Origin of the sequence: Chitinophaga sancti (assembly GCF_034087045.1) — a bacterium.
Classification (GTDB): Bacteria; Bacteroidota; Bacteroidia; order Chitinophagales; family Chitinophagaceae; genus Chitinophaga; species Chitinophaga sancti_B.
Window position 1 is genome coordinate 4,495,470 of record NZ_CP139247.1, and the last position, 17,192, is coordinate 4,512,661.

A 17,192-nucleotide genomic window follows, 5' to 3' on the forward strand; every position below is an offset into this window, starting at 1 on the left:
GATGAAAAAAGTAATAATCATAGCCGAAGCCGGTGTGAATCATAATGGTAGCATGGAAAATGCTTTCAGACTGATCGAAGCGGCAGCAGTGGCAGGTGCGGATTATGTAAAATTCCAGACTTTCAAAGCCGCAAAACTGGTGAGTAAAACCGCTCAGCAGGCCGAATACCAAGAAAAGAATATGGGGGGTAAATCAACCCAGTTCGAAATGCTGAAAAAACTGGAAATCACCGAAGAACAGCATTATTTGTTAAAAGCCCACGCGGAGAAAAATAATATCCGCTTCCTCAGCACCGGGTTTGACGAAGAGAGTGTAGATTTCCTGGACAATCTTGGGATAGACCTCTTCAAAGTACCTTCCGGTGAAATCACCAACTATCCTTACCTGAAGCATATCGCGGCCAAAAAGAAGCCGGTGATACTGTCTACAGGCATGACTACCCTCGGAGAAATTGAAAATGCAGTGAATGTACTGTTGGATAATGGAATTCCTAAACAGCATATCCAGATCCTGCATTGCAATACTGAATATCCTACACCGATGAAGGATGTAAACCTGCGTGCCATGAACACGGTTAAGGTGGCCTTTGGGGTAGGAGTAGGTTATTCTGATCATACGCTGGGTATTGAAGTTCCCCTGGCGGCAGTGGCATTAGGCGCTGAAGTGATCGAAAAACACTTTACGCTGGATAAAGAGATGGAAGGACCGGATCACAAAGCTTCTTTAAATCCGGTAGAACTACAGCAGATGGTAAGCGGCATCCGCAATGTGGAACTGGCCATGGCAGGAGATGGTTATAAGCAACCCAGCGAGAGTGAAAAGAAGAATATGGCCGTGGCGAGAAAGAGCATTCACCTGAATAAAGAGCTTGCACAGGGCACGGTAATCACAGAAAAAGATCTGTTGATGATACGCCCGGGTGACGGAATTTCACCATTTGAAATGGATAAAATTGTTGGCCGTAAGGCAGGTAAAGACTTACCGGCATTTCATAAACTCAGTTGGTCTGATATCGCATGAGAGTAGCTATTTTGACAAGTTCCAGGGCGGATTACGGAATATACAAACCGCTGATCAAAGCGTTGTACGCAGATGATTTTTTTCAGCCTGCCATCATTGCTTTTGGTACACATTTGTCTGCCTGTCATGGGCAGACGGTGAAGGCGATTGAGCAGGACGGATACAAGGTGGACTATAGAATAGCTTCGATGCTGCTAACAGATGATGATGCATCTATTTCTACGGCGATTGGACTGACCACCATCCGCTTTGCAGATTTCTGGCAGGCACACGCTGCAGAATTTGATATTGTATTTTGCCTGGGTGACCGCTATGAGATGTGTGCGGCTGTGGTGGCTGGCCTCAGCTTTGGGGTGAAATTTGCACATCTGCATGGTGGCGAAACAACTTTAGGCGCTATTGACAATGTATTCAGGCATACCATCACTATGGCATCGCATTTGCATTTTGTTGCCACCGATGTGTTTGCTGAAAGAGTATACACCTTACTGGACGATCAGCAGGCCAACGTGACGGTTACCGGCGCCCTGAGCCTGGATAATCTCAGCAGCCTTCCCTTATTGAACAAAAGGGCATTCAACGACAAATGGAATATTGACCTGGATATACCTTCTATTTTGATCACCATCCATCCGGAAACGGTGGGCGCAGATCAGAATATCATCCATTTGCTGGAAGTGCTGGGAGCACTGGAAACACTGGCATCCACGTATCAGCTGGTGATCACTATGCCAAATGCAGATACCAATGGCAGTGTGTTTCGCCAGGCATTTCAGACAATCGGACAAGCTAATTCGGAAAAGATAAAACTGATAGAAAATTTTGGTACCCAAAGCTATTTTTCCTGCATGCAACACGCAAGTATGCTCCTGGGAAATACCAGCAGCGGTATCATAGAAGCAGCCTCTTTTAATAAATATGTCATTAACCTGGGCGACAGGCAGAAAGGCAGACTGGCAGGTAGTAATGTACTACATGTACCATTCAGCAAAACTGCCATGCTGGAAGCGGTTAACCTCGCCGCAAAAGCAGGACCTTACACAGGTGAGAATATTTATTTTAAGGGCGGAGCAGCAGAAAGGATTATACATACCCTTAAGCAGCTTTAAACCTCAAAAAGTTATGGCAGATTACAAAAAACACCTAATAAACCAGGACGCAACGCTGATGGAAGGACTGGCACGACTAAATGTGCTGGCCAGTGATACAATTTTATTTGTAGTAGATGAAGATGACAAATTAGTTGGCTCACTAACGGATGGAGATATTCGCAGAGGTTTGCTCAGAGGCTTGCAGCTTGATAGCTATGTGCGTGATTTCATTGCCAAACCCCCAAAGATCATTCAAAAAGGGAAGTATACCGCTGAACAGATCATTGAGTACAGGAAGAATAATCTGAAGATCATTCCTGTGGTAGACAGCGAAGGCCGTATACAGAATATTGTGAACTTCCGTTACCACCGTTCCTACCTGCCTGTAGATGCCATCATCATGGCAGGCGGCAGGGGAGAGCGCCTGAAACCACTGACTGATAACACACCTAAACCGTTATTGAAAGTAGGTGATAAACCTATTATCGAATATAATATTGACAGACTCGTGAGCTATGGTATTGACGATATATGGGTGTCTGTACGCTACCTGGGCGAGCAGATTGAAGCGCACCTGAAAGATGGCAGTGAAAAAGGTGCTACTATTAAATACATATGGGAAGATACCCCGTTAGGTACGATCGGCGCGGTTTCCAAAATCAGGGAATTAAGCCAGGACTATGTGCTGGTGAGTAATTCAGACCTGCTCACTGACCTGAACTACGAAGACTTTTTCCTGGACTTCATTGCCAAAGATGCCATGCTTTCTATAGTGACGATTCCATACCATGTAGAAGTGCCTTACGCAGTGCTGGAAACAGATGAATCAAATGTACGCTCTTTCAAAGAGAAGCCTACTTATACATATTATTCCAATGGAGGCATTTACCTGATGAAAAGGGAATGCCTGCACCTGATTCCCGAAGGTGGATTTTTTAATGCCACTGACCTCATGGAAGCATTGATTTCAAGAGGAGATAAGGTGGCATCTTATCCGTTACATGGGTACTGGCTGGACATTGGTAAACATGAAGATTTCAAAAAGGCACAGGAAGACATTAAATATATCCGATTTTAGTATATGCCGGTATTAGTAACAATATGTGCCCGGGGTGGATCCAAAGGAGTACCGGGCAAGAATATCAAGCCCTTGGGTGGCAGGCCGCTGATAGATTATTCTATTAAAATGGCGCAGGCGTTTGTAGCAAAATACGATGGAGTGATCGCATTGTCTACAGACGATGAAGGTATCATTCGCGTAGCTGCGGAGTGTGGTATTACTACCAATTACAAGCGCCCGGCTGAGCTGGCATCTGATACTGCCGGTAAAGTTGATGCCATTGCCGACCTCTTGTTTTTTGAGGAAGGACAGCGCAATAAAAAATTCGAATACCTGCTGGACCTGGATGTGACGTCTCCTTTCCGTACCATGGAAGACCTTGAAACAGCCTTCCAGGCTTTCAAAGCGGATGAAAACGCGCTCACTTTATTTTCCGTAAGTAAAGCGGGGCGTAATCCATATTTTAATATGGTGGAACAAAAGGAAAATGGATTCTTTGGCGTAGTAAAACCTGCAGGCAGTGGCTTTTTGAGCCGTCAGGCATCTCCCCAGGTTTATGATATCAATGGATCCTTTTATTACTACAGACGTTCATTTTTTGATATGGGTACAAACAAGGTGATTACAGAAAGGTCTATGATATACGATATGCCTCATATTTGTTTCGATGTGGATCATCAGATCGATTTCGACTTTATGGAGTATCTGGTAAATAATGGGAAGGTTGGCATTGAATTACTTTAACAGGTGAAAACAATACATTATCTCTTACATATGTTCCGTATATGTTGCGTAATTATGCTAATCGCGCTGGCAGGTTGTAAAAAGTCGGGTAATCTGGTAACCTATGACGACCGGCTTAAACTGATTGACGACAACAGCATTGTTGTGGTGAATGACGATGCCGAAGAGCAGCGCAAATCAGAAGCACTTGTATTCAAAAAGGATGTGCTGATGGCTAATTCCCAGTTCCCGGGCGGTTTTGGCTATCCTGAGTTACTGATCACCCAAAGTGGCCATTGGATCCTGTCAGCCGTAGGCCATTCCGTAGGTCTGATCGATACGGATAGCGCAACGATTGCGCTCGCGTCCAGTTACGACCTGGGCGAGACCTGGACCCTGGATTCTACGCTACAGGAAAAGGTGGGCGAAATTAATATTTCCATGCCCAATATGCTGGATGTAGGGAATAATAAAAGATTGCTGGTGTTCCTGGCCAAAAATTCCTCTTCAGACATAAATTTGTATGTGAAAGCCAGCAATGACGGAGGCGAAACCTGGCAGCCGCTGATAAATATCAATCCGCTTCATGACGGTTACAACGTTATTAGCAATTCCAAACTGATACAATTGAAATCTGGCCGGCTGTTGCTACCGGTTGCCTTTGCACCTGAAATTTATAAGTATTATAACCAAACGACCATGTTCTGTTATTATAGTGATGATTATGGTCTGACCTGGCAAAAAAGCAGAGTCTATGGGGCCAGTGTGCCGCTGCAGGAACCTTGTGTAACAGAGCTGGGCAATGGCAAACTACTTATGGCCATCAGGAGTACAGCGGGTGGCGTATTGTTCTCTACCAGCAGTGATCAGGGCATTAGCTGGTCTGACATATCCAAATCTGCGATAAATACGCCGGAAGCACCGGAAACAATAGTCTATTCTCCGACCTATAATTGCCTGTTTATGGTATGGAACAATGCCACCTACGATCCGGCAATTTTTGATAAACGGAATCCATTGACATTGGCAGTAAGTTTTGATAATGGCAAAACCTGGGAAAAGAAAATTGATCTCGAAAATACAACTGGCTACTCGTACAGTTATCCATCTGTGAAGATTGCCGGCAAGCAGCTCATTATTACATACAACAAATACAACAAGGCAGGGGCTTTACCCCGCATCGCACTTGCAAAGGTGGATATAGAAAAATTAATTAAATGAACCTCCGGCAGATCTTACAACACCCTCTTCTGAAAGGAGGCCTGATTTACGCGCTCACAGATGCCATCAACAAAGCGGTACCATTCCTGATATTGCCTTTGCTGACCTTTTATCTGACTCCTTCGGATTATGGAGTGGTGGCTAATTATACTGTATATACTTCCATCTTATTGGTCTTTGCCGGAATTAACTTACATGGTACTATTTCTGTAAACTTTTATAAGTTCGACAAGGAACAGGTTGCCAGTTATATTTACAACCTTTGTCTTATCCTCGCAGTTTCTACCGTGATCTGTTTTGTAGCGATTGCTTTAGGAGGCGATCTGATCAGGGGATTTTTGCCAATTAATAATTTTTATCTGCTGATGGGTGTGATGATCACACTCGCACAGGTGATTACACTGTTTAACATGGAGCTGTGGCGACTCGAAGAAAAGCCACTTAGCTTTGGTGTATACCAGATCACACAGACCTTGCTGAACTTTTTGCTTACGCTGGTATTTGTGATCAGTCTGAAGTATAGGTGGGAGGGGCGTGTATGGGCAATTGCGTTGTCTACATTTGTATACGGAATATTCAGTCTCGGTTTTATCTGGCGAAGGGGATATCTGAAGCCGGTTTATAATAAGGCTTATATTAAAGATGCGCTGGGTTTCGGTTTGCCATTGCTGCCGCATGCTATGAGTATATGGGTACGAACCGGTATTGACAGAGTTTTCCTGACGAAATTTTATGGTACAGAAGCGACAGGTTTGTATGCTACCGGTTTTCAGTTTGGTTTGTTGTTGTCCTTCATGAACCTTGCTTTTAACAATGCTTACATTCCTTATCTCTATAAAAACCTGGGTAGGGAAAACAATGAACCGCTTAAGCGGAAGCTGGTATTCTTTACCTATGCTTATGGTGTGGTTCAGGTAGTGCTTGCCCTGATCCTCATTGTGGTATCTTATTTTATAGTCGATCATTTTCTGTCAAAGAGTTATATCGAAGCCAGGGATTTCATCAGCTGGTCTATGTTTACCCAGGTATTCCAGGGTATGTACCTGATGGTAGCCTGTTATTATTTCTATGCGAAGAAGACAAAGCAGTTGGCGTATATTACGTTTTCCGCTGCGCTGGTGCAGGTAGGTACTTCGTATTATTTTATCCGTCATTACGGTCCTATCGGGGCTGCGTATTCTGCTACAATTATTGCGGTGATCACATTTGTGGCAGTATTGATATTTTCGAATAAGGTATATAGGATGCCTTGGTTAAAGCCGTCATTAAAATGAAAGCAGTATATGTAATTGTCTGCACGAAACCGTTACAATGGTTCAATGCGCTGAATATAGATTTTCCCGGGCAGGAAGATCGTATTCTGATTGTGGTAAACTCTTTCAAAGACGCTGTGATATTTTATAACAGGGTAAAAGAATATGATGCGACATGGTCAGATGTGATCTTCGGACAAACGAGGGAGGATTCATATGCCCTGGTAAAACAGTTGGCTTCTCAATATACAATTGAACGGTTATATGTAGATTGCGATTACGGCAGCATTGGTGGAGCGTATGCAAAACTGCCTGTAAGTAATCTGTATGTAATAGAGGAAGGCCTTGGACCCTATGTGGATAAGGTAAAAAAGGGAACCCCTAAACGATTGATCTTTAAGCTGAAAGGTTGGGGCGCCTTCTTGGGTGGCAATAGCCATACGAAAGGAATTTACCTATACAATCATTCCTATTACAGGCATGTACATAAGGGATATAAGAAAGAGATTCTTTCTTTCAGAACCGATTTCTTTAGTGCGCTGGCAGCCCGCCGGGAATTGCTGGAAAAGGTAGCGGGGCTGGAACTGCCTGCTGGCGTTCAGGGAGGCAAAAAGGTGGCATTTTATTTGACCGCCTACAGTATTAATCCTGATGTGATTAAATTTCTTACGGAAAACATAGATCAATTCGATAATATTATAATAAAAATACACCCGCATCTGGCCAATAACTTCAGGATTGAAGATCATACAGACAAGATCCCTGCAGAAAAGCTGACAGTAATGTCAAACAGTGTACTGGCTGAAATAATCATCAGCCGGCTGGCGGAAGGCAATGAACTAACGGTGGTACACGAAAGTAGTACGACCTGTCTGTATGTGGATGAAAATTCCATGAAGGTGATCAATATGGGCAAGGTGTTACAGGAAGAATTTGGTACATTCAGAAAGATGTACCTGGAAAATTTTGCGTAAAACTGGAATGAAAGAAAGGAAGACATATATACTGGTAGGATTTATTCTCTTACTCTACGTAGTAATCATTTTGCAGAATGACAACACGCATGCTGTGTCATTGCTGAACCTGCTGACTTTTGGTGCGATTGTTTTAATCTCGGCTATTGGGGTGTTTGAAGATCAGTACCCTTATTCGATGAAGAAGTTCTTCTGGATCTTCAACCTGGTATTCCTGGGTTATATTCCTACAATGCAATACCTGAACAACCGATATCCCTGGATAGGTGAGAAGTTGAGCGACGACCTGGTATTGAAAGTGAATATTCTGGTGATTATCTGTCTGCTGCTGTTCAGGTTCTTTTATAAGTATTTCTCCGGTAAAACTATTACCAGGCAACCTACAGAGAAGGTGGCTGATGATGTGAGCAAATCCCGTTATTACTGGATTGGCGGAACCCTGTTCTTTGTTTTTTGTGCGCTGATTATAGCCAGGTCCGGAGGTATTGTATTTGTGCGTTCTGATCTGATCAGTGCTACATCGGATAATGCGGGCAATACCACTGAGAACCTTTTGGTAGATAAAGTGGCCAGGTCCTGGATGTTGATCTATGCTATTATTACAATTCAATTATATAAATACAAGCGTGTTTCCCTGTTCTGGTTGGTGACTATCCTGGCGGCTACTGTGCTGACCAATTTCCCACTTGCGCTGCCCCGTTATCTGGCCGCTACAATTTATATTGGGCTGGCGCTTACATACAGGCGCTGGTTTAATAATCCGAATCTGTTTCCGATTATAATTATAGCTTCCCTGTTTTATATATTCCCTATCATGACAGAAGCACGGCATGATTATTTTTCTGTGGAATATGTAGCAAGTAACTTCTCTGAGATTTCTGCCAAAGCATATAGCTCCGGTGACTTTGATGCATATACTATGTTGTGTAAGACTGTGGAATATACGGATCTGAGAGGGATCGTATATGGTGAGCAACTTTCCGGCGTATTGTTATTCTTTGTTCCCCGTAGTTTCTGGCCCGATAAACCCGTCGGAAGCGGGTATTTTATAGGCCAGAAAAATGGCTTTTATTTCCTGAATGTGTCCTGTCCTTACCTGGCTGAAGGATACCTGAATTTTGGTATCCCAGGCGCTTTACTCCTGGTTTTATTGTTTGCACTGATCTTTGCAAGATTGGATAAATTTTATTGGACAAACGTAAACCGTGGTATTCAATTGAATTTCTGGATATTGATTTATCCAACTTTACTGGGCATGTTCTTCTTCATGATGAGAGGAGATCTGTTGTCATCCTATGCCTACACTTTTGGTATGGTGGTGACTGCATATCTGGTCTATCTTTTGGTGAAGAAGAAAGCCAAAAAGAAAAAGTTCAGGGTAGGGCAGGATGAAAATTTCATGCCTGTCACTAATCAAGAGTTATTCAGATTGTCATCAAATTAAAACCATTTGTATGAAACTCCTTAATTGGTTATTGTTAGGAATGCTTATTGCATGCCAGACATCACAGGCGGCAACGGTATATGTATCAGTAAACGGGAATGACAGGAATGCAGGGACTTCCGCAACTGCATCATTGGCTACAGTAAAGGGCGCTGTCGCAAAGATTCAGCAACTCGGTGGCGGTACCATCAATTTTTTGGCCGGCACATACTACATCGATGCACCGATCAACCTCTCAGGCAGTACCAGCATCGTGTTTCAACCTTATAACAATGCGAATGTAATAATATCCGGCGCCAGATTGGTGACCGGCAAACTCAGTAAGAAGGGGAATATCAATATTCTCACACCTGATGATCCATCCCTGCTGAGAAAAGGAGCGTTACAGTTATTTGCTGGTGAACAACGCCTGAAACAGGCAGAGTCACCGAATGACGACAACTACTTTTATATTAAAAGTGTAACGGAAGATGCCAGCGGTAAGAAAACTGTGAATCTGGATACGGCTGCCAATAACCTGGGCAGTATATTAAAGTCGACTGATGGTGCTACCGTAAAGGTGTATACGAAATGGAACTTTACACAGTACCCCATTACATCTGCAGCTGGCAAGAGTTTTACTTCGACAGGAATGGCTATCTCTAAGTTCACGCCCTGGAACTCAGGTACCCGCGTGAAAATTGTCAACACTTTGGCGGCACTGGATGATGATGGTGAATTTTATACAGATGGTAAAACCATTAGCTTTATAGCATCTGGCACACAGATATATGCACCCACCACCGATGTATTGTTCAACATTACCGGTAGTGGTATCTCCTTCAAAAACCTGCACTTCAAATATTCCGGTTGTGTATTGCCTGATAAGGGTTTTGATCCTCAGCAGGCAGCGGCTGCATATCAGGCGGCTATCCAGGCGGACAATGCCAGCAACCTAACTTTTGACGGGTGTTCCTTTGAACACTTTGGTTATAATGTGATGTGGTTCAGGAATAATGTTCATCATGTTATAGTGAGCAACTGCCTGTTTAGCGACATGGGTATGGGGGCAGTGAAATCAGGTAATTATACTGCTGTTAGCGATCCTTCGCAGCTGACTTCTGATATCAAAATTACAAACAATATCATCAAAACAGGTGGCAGATTGAACCCGGCGGCTCCAGGTATCACTTCTTTCAATGTCAGTGACCTGACCATTTCCAACAACGATATCAGTGATATGTTTTACTCCGGCATATCTACAGGTTGGACCTGGGGGTTCAAAACGACGCTGAACAAAAATATAACCATCAGCAATAACGTCATTCACGAAATAGGACAGGGCGTGATGGATGACCTGGGTGGCATCTACACGCTGGGACTCAATGCTAACTCTTCTATTACGCACAATGTAGTGTACGATATTCTCTGCTACCGATATGGTGGCTGGGGCATTTACCTTGATCAGGGTTCATCAGACTTCACCATCCAGAATAATATCGTGTACAACACGAATTCAGGTGGTTTCTTCCTAAGCCAGGGACGTGACAATAAAGTGCACAATAACATTTTTGCCAATGGCCGCAGTTACCAGATGAAGATCGGGGCATTTGATGGCAAGTCTGTAAACAATACCATTACCAAGAATATTATCGTAGGTGATGGCAGTTCAAACTGGCTGGATGGGTATTGGAGCAAAATGGCGATCAACCTGGACAGTAATGTGTACTGCTCTAATGCACAAAACGTGCAGAAGATCTTTGCGAACGGTGATCTGAACTATTGGCGCAAACTCTCTAACAAAGACAAAAATTCGGTAGTGGTAGCTAATACAAAGGTGGAAGATGAGGATGTAAAAAGTCAGTCATTCGTCAACAATAGTCTGAAGCAACAGATCGGATTTAAGAATATAGATGTACAGAATGCAGGTGTGACTGCTGAAAACAGCTATAAGAACACTGCTAATATTAAAAGGACCAGTGAAGTATACTGGAAAAGCCTGAATAAGCATAAGTTTGATCCCAATCAAAACGGGAATTAATAGACATGAATATAGATTCATTACAGGAAAAGAAAAGTTTGATCTTTTTTGGTGAAAAGCCCCCCAGAACAATCCATGGTGCCAGTATTTCAAGTGGTATTAACCTGGCCATGCTGCAGGATTATTTCAATATTAAAATAATAGAGGAATTTGCAGATTTGAAATATCATGGGCGTTTTTCACTAAATAAAAGTTTCGTATTCCTGGGTGCGATCAAAGAATTGCAACAGGCACTTGCCCGCAACACGTACGATTGCTTTTATGGTGTATTATATTTTTCGTCATTTGGCATTATAAAGAATTATCTGGCGCTGTCTTTGTATAGAAGAGCGAACCCTGCAGGTAAAGTTTACCTGCATATTCATAGAAGTGATTTTGACCGGTTCCATGCATCGAAGCTGAATCGCTTTTTTTTCAGTAAGGTGCACCGAATGACAGACCGGTTTATTTTGTTATCAGCTCAGCAACAGGATGATTTTCCTGTTGCTGCTGATAAGAAAGTAGTGTTGTTCAATACGATTGAACAGGAAGGGATGAGCAAGGTGCACAAAGAGAAGGAGCAGGTTTTACGCTGTATCTACATTGCAAATTACATTGAGGAGAAAGGTGTGGGTGAACTGACGCGTGTATTTTGCCAGCTGCCAGCAGCCAGTTATTACCTGGATTGCTATGGCAATGTTACTCAGCCAGCTTACTGGGAAATGCTTACAGCTGGTATAGCCGGACAGGTGCATATTCAATTACACCAGGCAATTACTGGTGATCAGAAATTCCAGGCCTTGTGCGCCGCAGATGTATTTATTTTCCCTTCTCATAACGAAGGTATGCCGCTTGTATTGCTGGAAGCAATGAGTTTAGGATTGCCGGTGATCACCACTTGTGTAGGATATGTGAATGAACTGCTGGGTGATGATTATCCTTTTTATTGCGAGCCAAAGAATGAAGCCTCCCTGAAAGATTGTATCGAACGATTTAAAAGGTATGAAGATAAAGCTGGATTGTCTGTTATGTTGCTACAACGGTACCAGACTCATTTTTCCAGGCAATCGCACCAACAAAATTTGAAACGTATATTCTCTCTATAATATGAAAGTGAGTATTATAACTGTTGTGTATAACAACGAAAGGTATATTGATCAGGCCATAAAGTCTGTGCTGTCACAAGACTATCCAGATATCGAATACATCGTAAAAGATGGTGGCTCGAAAGATAATACAATGGAAGTGGTGAATAGGTATAAAGACCGGATTGCCAAAATTTCTTCTGAAAGAGATAAGGGTATTTATGATGCCATGAACAGGGGCATCGAAATGACTACCGGCGAGGTAGTTGGTATATTAAATTCCGACGATATTTATTACGATACTCATACCATCAGCAATATAATGCAGGTGTTCAAAGAGAATCCTGATGTGGATGCCGTGTATGGCAATATCGTTTACTTCAGGGAGAACGACTTTGATAAAGTGGTGCGTACCTGGAGGACCAGACAGTATGTTAAGAACTTTTTCGAAAGGGGAGAAGTACCACCACATCCGGGACTGTTTGTGCGCAAAGCGGTGTATGATAAAATAGGCACTTATTACCCCAATTTCAAAATATCATCTGACTACGAATTCATGCTCAGGGCTTTCCGTGTGAATAATTACAAGCCTTATTTTTTAGATAAGACAATTGTAAAAATGCGCATGGGTGGAGAAAGTACCCGGAGTATTAAAAACATCATGCTGGGTAACCGCGAGATCATGCAGGCCTGGAAGATGAACAAGCTACCTGTACCAGCATTGCTATACGCATACAGGGTAGTGAAGAAACTGAAGCAGTTGGTATAACAATTTTTAAAATCAATTTAGAAAATGAAAGTAGCACTCATTACAGGGATTACCGGTCAGGATGGTGCATACCTGGCAGAATTGCTGTTAAGCAAGAATTACATTGTACATGGTATCAAAAGAAGAAGTTCTCTTTTGAATACTGACAGGATCGACCATCTCTACCAGGACCCTCATGAGCAAAACAGAAATTTTATCCTGCATTATGGTGACCTCACAGATTCGACCAATCTGATCAGGATTATACAGGATGTACAACCTGATGAAATATATAACCTGGGCGCAATGTCTCATGTAAAAGTGAGCTTTGATACCCCTGAATATACTGCCAATGCAGATGGAATTGGTACCCTGAGGATCCTGGAAGCAGTAAGACTCCTGGGCCTGACTAAGAAAACAAAGATTTACCAGGCGTCTACTTCTGAGTTGTATGGTCTGGTGCAGGAGGTGCCACAGTCTGAACGTACACCGTTCTATCCACGTAGCCCTTATGCTGTGGCTAAGATGTATGCCTTCTGGATCACGGTGAACTACAGGGAAGCATATGGTATGTATGCCTGCAATGGTATCCTGTTTAACCATGAAAGTCCGCTGAGAGGAGAGACCTTCGTGACCAGGAAAATTACCCGCAGCGTAGCCCGTATTTCTATGGGGCTTGCAGAAAAACTGTACCTGGGGAACCTGGATGCAAAACGCGACTGGGGTCATGCGAAAGATTATGTAGAAGCAATGTGGCGCTTATTGCAACAGGAGCAACCGGAAGATTTTGTAATCGCTACAGGTGTAACCACCACTGTAAGAGACTTCGTAAAGAAAGCATTTGCAGTAGCAGGTATTGAAGTGGAATTCTCTGGTGAAGGCGTGAACGAAATCGGTGTGGTAAAAACGTTGCATAACAAGGATACCAACCTGGAAATCGGGCAGGAAATCATATGTGTAGATCCACGTTATTTCCGTCCTACAGAAGTAGAACTGCTGATCGGCGATCCTACCAGGGCACAGACCAAACTGGGATGGACGCCAAAGTACGACCTGGATATGTTGGTAGAAGAAATGGTGGAAGCAGATATCAGCCTGTTTAAGAAAGAGAAGTTACTGAAAGAGCATGGTTTTGAGATCATGAATCAATACGAATAGTACAATTTATATGATTTTATTAACCGGTGCCAGTGGATTTCTTGGAAAAATTATCAGGGAAGAACTGGCCGATTCAGACCTTGTACATACACTGGGCAGAGGTGCGCAGCATGATATCGTCTGTGATCTTTCGAAAGAAGGATTCAGTACGCAACATGCTTATTCACTGGTGGTACATTGTGCAGGAAAGGCACATTCAGTACCTAAAACGGAGGAAGAAAAGACAGCGTTTTTTCAGGTAAATTATGAGGGAACTACACGGTTGTGTCAATCATTGAGTGCCAGCGGAAAACCGCCGGCACGCTTTGTTTTTATCAGTACGGTAGCGGTCTATGGGGTAGAGGAAGGAGCAGCGATCAGTGAAACGCATCCGTTAGCTGGCACTACGCCATATGCCCAAAGTAAAATTCAGGCAGAAGCGTTTCTGGCAGAGTGGTGCAAGGTGAATGGTGTGACCCTGTCTATTGTGCGGTTACCGCTTATTGCAGGGCCAAATCCTCCCGGTAACCTGGGGGCGATGATCAATGGCATCAAAACAGGCCGATACCTGAGTATAAAGGGTATAAAAGCCCGGAAAAGTGTGGTGATGGCGGCAGATGTGGCCGCCATTATTCCCCGTATGAGTGAGGTAGGTGGAATTTATAACCTCACTGACAGCTATCATCCTACCTTTCCTGAAATAGAAGCATTGATTGCAGCACAGTCAGGAAAGGGACTCCCAATGGCGATCCCATTGTGGATGGCCAGAATGCTAGGTCGTATAGGTGACCTGGCCGGAAATAAAGCGCCGATCAATTCCCTGAAACTGCGTAAGATCATATCAACACTTACCTTTGACGACAGTAAAGCGCAAAAAGAGCTGGACTGGCGCCCCCGCAGGGTATTAGATGAATTCAAAATTTAACAGATGAGTTATTTGGTATTAGCCATTTCATTGTTCATGCTGATCTTAATATATTTTAAGGTAGCGGACCATTTTAATATTATTGACAAGCCCAACGAGAGAAGTTCGCACAAAGAAGTTACCATTAGAGGGGGAGGCGTTATTTATTTATTTGCGGGACTGGCATTGTTAATCAATGATTTTGCAACATACTGGCCCTTTGTAGCAGGGTTGATGACGATTGGTGTGATTAGTTTTCTGGACGATGTATTTACGTTGAGTAACAGGATACGTATTATATTTCATATAGCTGCGGTAAGCCTGTTATTTTATTTTCTGTCGGTCTTTACGTTTCATCTTGTATGGGTGATCTGCCTGTATGTGTTGGTGATAGGAATTATTAATGCCTATAATTTTATGGATGGCATTAACGGTATTACTGGTTTATATAGCCTGGTGGTATTGTTATTTTTGCAGTATGTAAATGTGTCACAGGTACATTTTGCAGGTGAGGATATGATCTGGTATCCGGCTATTGCCAGTGTGGTATTTCTTGTATTTAACTTCAGGAAGAAAGCGAAATGTTTTGCAGGAGATGTGGGAAGTGTGACGATCGCGTTCTGGATAGCAGGGTCGTTGCTACAACTCATCATTCAGACGGGGAACTATACGTATATCCTCTTCCTGGCTATTTACGGGGTAGATACGATATTGACGATCATACACCGTTTGTACCTGAAACAGAATATTTTCAAAGCACATCGTTTACATTTTTATCAGATACTGGCAAATGACAGGAAGATTCCTCATTTGTATGTAAGTACTTTGTATGCAATATTGCAGGCGATTGTATGTGTGATCGTAATATTCAATGGAAGTATGCTGAGTTTTGCGGGAGTGATCATTCCACTTGTGATTCTGTATGTAGCATTAAAACCTAAATTAATGAAACCAGTAACAGTATGAGTGAATACCAGTTATATGGAACAGGTGGGCATGCGCGGGTAGTGGCGGAACTGGCAACGATGAATGGATGGACGCTCTGTGCTGCATTTTCAGATAATGCTGAGGGAACATTCAATGGGGTTAAGATCACTCCTTATGAAGCGGGTACATTACCCCTGATCATAGCGATTGGTCATAACGCAACGAGTAAGGGAATATCGGAGCGTGTACATCCTATTGCAATTGCATTCGTGCATCCGGCAGCCGTATGTTCGCCTTCGCTGGTACCTGGTGCCGGCACGGTGATATTAGCAGGTGCGATAGTACAGGCCAATGTAAAGATCGGTAAGCAATGTATATTGAATATAGGCAGTAAGGTAGATCATGATGCTGTAATCGGTGATTATGTGCATCTGGGGCCGGGCTGTTATATTGGTGGCGGCGCTACTATTGGCGAGGGGGCGCTGATTGGACCGGGAGCCGTAGTATTGCGCAATATGCATGTGCCGGCCTGGACCGAAGTACTTCCAAATACGATATTTGACAAGGCTCCGTGAGGAGCCTTGTCAAATATCTAGAAATTGACAAGCGTAGTATCGTTACTCCACCCTGGATTATTGAGTCCTACATGCACTCCTTTACTTTCGCTGGGCAGGTCGGAGAAAAGGTTCCCTTTCAGCACTGTTTTTTTGCTCGATTGAATATTTACCTGTGTAACACCTTTTTCAGTGATCGTTCCGTAGCTGGCATCCAGCGATCTGATAATGACTGAAATGGTAGCCGGGTTAAGGGCCAATACATAAATTTCAATCGCCAGATTGGTAGTACCATGAAGAGAATCGGGTATCGCTAAGTAATAAGGAGAATAAAAACCTGCACCCCCTGAAAAGCCGGAACTGGTACCGCTGTATAATAAGATATTGTTTGCTATGCCGGCACTGACGCCTTCCGGAGGTAATGGGTAGGTGGTAGGCTGGATAGAGATATTCTTTACACTGGCAGGAATAGCATCCTGTATCTGAACTTTCAGTTTGCCTACCACCCTGTCCAAGTTCACGGCAATAGCAACGGAATCAGAAACATCAATACCCGTTTTTTTATAGAAGACATCTCCACCCGGAAAATCAAAGTATACCAGTTCATCCTGAAGATGGAGAACGGGATCTCCACCAATGTAGACTTCATTTTTGGAACCTACGAGGGCTATCGTATAATGGCCGGCTGCCAGGGAATCCAGGATCAGGCCAAAACTACCGTCGGTTGCGGTTTGGTCAATGCGTTTGACCAGCGTATTGCTGTTGTTATACACGAGATAATAAAGATGCTGAATGTAATCAGCAAGTGAATCTGCCGCATCTTTTGCATTGGCAGATGATTTCTTCCTGTCATCAAAATCTTCGGATGTTTGTGTAAATCCGTCGATAGCGATCCGGACAGGAAACTTTTGGTCTTTGTTGGGTTGTGTAGTAGAGTTGTCTTTTTTGCAGGCGAACAATATGACTGAAATCATCGCACTACATAGGAGGATGTTTTTCATTTTGGAGTATTTAAGATGATTGATGGATGAGGGATGCTACTCGATCGAGG

16 protein-coding genes are annotated in these 17,192 nt (G+C 43.3%); 15 read left to right on the top strand and 1 reads right to left on the bottom strand.

What is annotated here, in order from left to right; genetic code table 11:
- Position 1: 1 nt before the first annotated feature.
- From neuB to SIO70_RS18375, 15 genes are read left to right on the top strand one after another with little or no spacing between them, the layout of a single operon-like run.
- Positions 2 to 1,021 carry an N-acetylneuraminate synthase gene (neuB, locus tag SIO70_RS18305; RefSeq protein WP_320573043.1) on the top strand — a complete coding sequence of 340 codons (1,020 nt, stop codon included), beginning with the start codon at positions 2 to 4 and terminating at the stop codon, positions 1,019 to 1,021.
- Entirely contained in the window at positions 1,018 to 2,130 is a 1,113-nt protein-coding gene (neuC, locus tag SIO70_RS18310; RefSeq protein WP_320573044.1) for a UDP-N-acetylglucosamine 2-epimerase, read from the top strand. Before neuB ends, neuC begins: the two co-directional genes overlap by 4 nt.
- A 13-nt stretch (positions 2,131 to 2,143) precedes the next feature.
- Positions 2,144 to 3,190, top strand: a complete 1,047-nt coding sequence (locus tag SIO70_RS18315; protein WP_320573045.1) for a nucleotidyltransferase family protein — start codon at positions 2,144 to 2,146, stop codon at positions 3,188 to 3,190.
- A gap of 3 nt (positions 3,191 to 3,193) precedes the next feature.
- Entirely contained in the window at positions 3,194 to 3,916 is a 723-nt protein-coding gene (locus SIO70_RS18320) for an acylneuraminate cytidylyltransferase family protein (RefSeq protein ID WP_320573047.1), read from the top strand.
- 30 nt (positions 3,917 to 3,946) lie between these two features.
- Positions 3,947 to 5,116 carry a sialidase family protein gene (locus SIO70_RS18325; protein WP_320573049.1) on the top strand — a complete coding sequence of 390 codons (1,170 nt, stop codon included), beginning with the start codon at positions 3,947 to 3,949 and terminating at the stop codon, positions 5,114 to 5,116.
- Complete coding sequence (locus SIO70_RS18330) at positions 5,113 to 6,390, top strand: lipopolysaccharide biosynthesis protein (protein WP_320573051.1); 1,278 nt, start codon at positions 5,113 to 5,115, stop codon at positions 6,388 to 6,390. Before SIO70_RS18325 ends, SIO70_RS18330 begins: the two co-directional genes overlap by 4 nt.
- On the top strand, positions 6,387 to 7,343 hold the full coding sequence (locus SIO70_RS18335) for a hypothetical protein (protein WP_320573053.1): 957 nt from the start codon (positions 6,387 to 6,389) through the stop codon (positions 7,341 to 7,343). The genes SIO70_RS18330 and SIO70_RS18335 overlap by 4 nt, the downstream gene beginning before the upstream one ends.
- Positions 7,344 to 7,350: 7 nt before the next feature.
- Positions 7,351 to 8,787, top strand: a complete 1,437-nt coding sequence (locus SIO70_RS18340; RefSeq protein ID WP_320573056.1) for an oligosaccharide repeat unit polymerase — start codon at positions 7,351 to 7,353, stop codon at positions 8,785 to 8,787.
- Between the two features lie 10 nt (positions 8,788 to 8,797).
- Entirely contained in the window at positions 8,798 to 10,807 is a 2,010-nt protein-coding gene (locus SIO70_RS18345; protein WP_320573058.1) for a right-handed parallel beta-helix repeat-containing protein, read from the top strand.
- Positions 10,808 to 10,812: 5 nt separating this feature from the next.
- Complete coding sequence (locus SIO70_RS18350) at positions 10,813 to 11,892, top strand: glycosyltransferase family 4 protein (protein ID WP_320573060.1); 1,080 nt, start codon at positions 10,813 to 10,815, stop codon at positions 11,890 to 11,892.
- 1 nt (position 11,893) lies between these two features.
- Positions 11,894 to 12,640, top strand: coding sequence for a glycosyltransferase family 2 protein (locus SIO70_RS18355; RefSeq protein WP_320573062.1), 747 nt, complete (start codon positions 11,894 to 11,896; stop codon positions 12,638 to 12,640).
- A 24-nt stretch (positions 12,641 to 12,664) separates the two neighbouring features.
- Positions 12,665 to 13,777 carry a GDP-mannose 4,6-dehydratase gene (gene gmd, locus SIO70_RS18360; protein ID WP_320573065.1) on the top strand — a complete coding sequence of 371 codons (1,113 nt, stop codon included), beginning with the start codon at positions 12,665 to 12,667 and terminating at the stop codon, positions 13,775 to 13,777.
- A 10-nt stretch (positions 13,778 to 13,787) separates the two neighbouring features.
- A complete protein-coding gene (locus SIO70_RS18365; RefSeq protein ID WP_320573066.1) occupies positions 13,788 to 14,681 on the top strand; it encodes an NAD-dependent epimerase/dehydratase family protein in 894 nt (297 codons plus the stop codon).
- A gap of 3 nt (positions 14,682 to 14,684) precedes the next feature.
- Positions 14,685 to 15,626: a glycosyltransferase family 4 protein gene (locus SIO70_RS18370; RefSeq protein WP_320573068.1), complete on the top strand. Its 942-nt coding sequence runs from the start codon at positions 14,685 to 14,687 to the stop codon at positions 15,624 to 15,626.
- The gene (locus tag SIO70_RS18375) at positions 15,623 to 16,162 is read left to right on the top strand and encodes a hypothetical protein (RefSeq protein ID WP_320573070.1); all 540 of its coding nucleotides are present in this window, start codon (positions 15,623 to 15,625) and stop codon (positions 16,160 to 16,162) included. The genes SIO70_RS18370 and SIO70_RS18375 overlap by 4 nt, the downstream gene beginning before the upstream one ends.
- Before the next feature lie 17 nt (positions 16,163 to 16,179).
- Here the strand turns inward: SIO70_RS18375 and SIO70_RS18380 are convergent, their stop codons facing one another.
- The gene (locus SIO70_RS18380) at positions 16,180 to 17,142 is read right to left on the bottom strand and encodes a FimB/Mfa2 family fimbrial subunit (RefSeq protein WP_320573072.1); all 963 of its coding nucleotides are present in this window, start codon (positions 17,140 to 17,142) and stop codon (positions 16,180 to 16,182) included.
- Between the last annotated feature and the right edge of the window lie 50 nt (positions 17,143 to 17,192).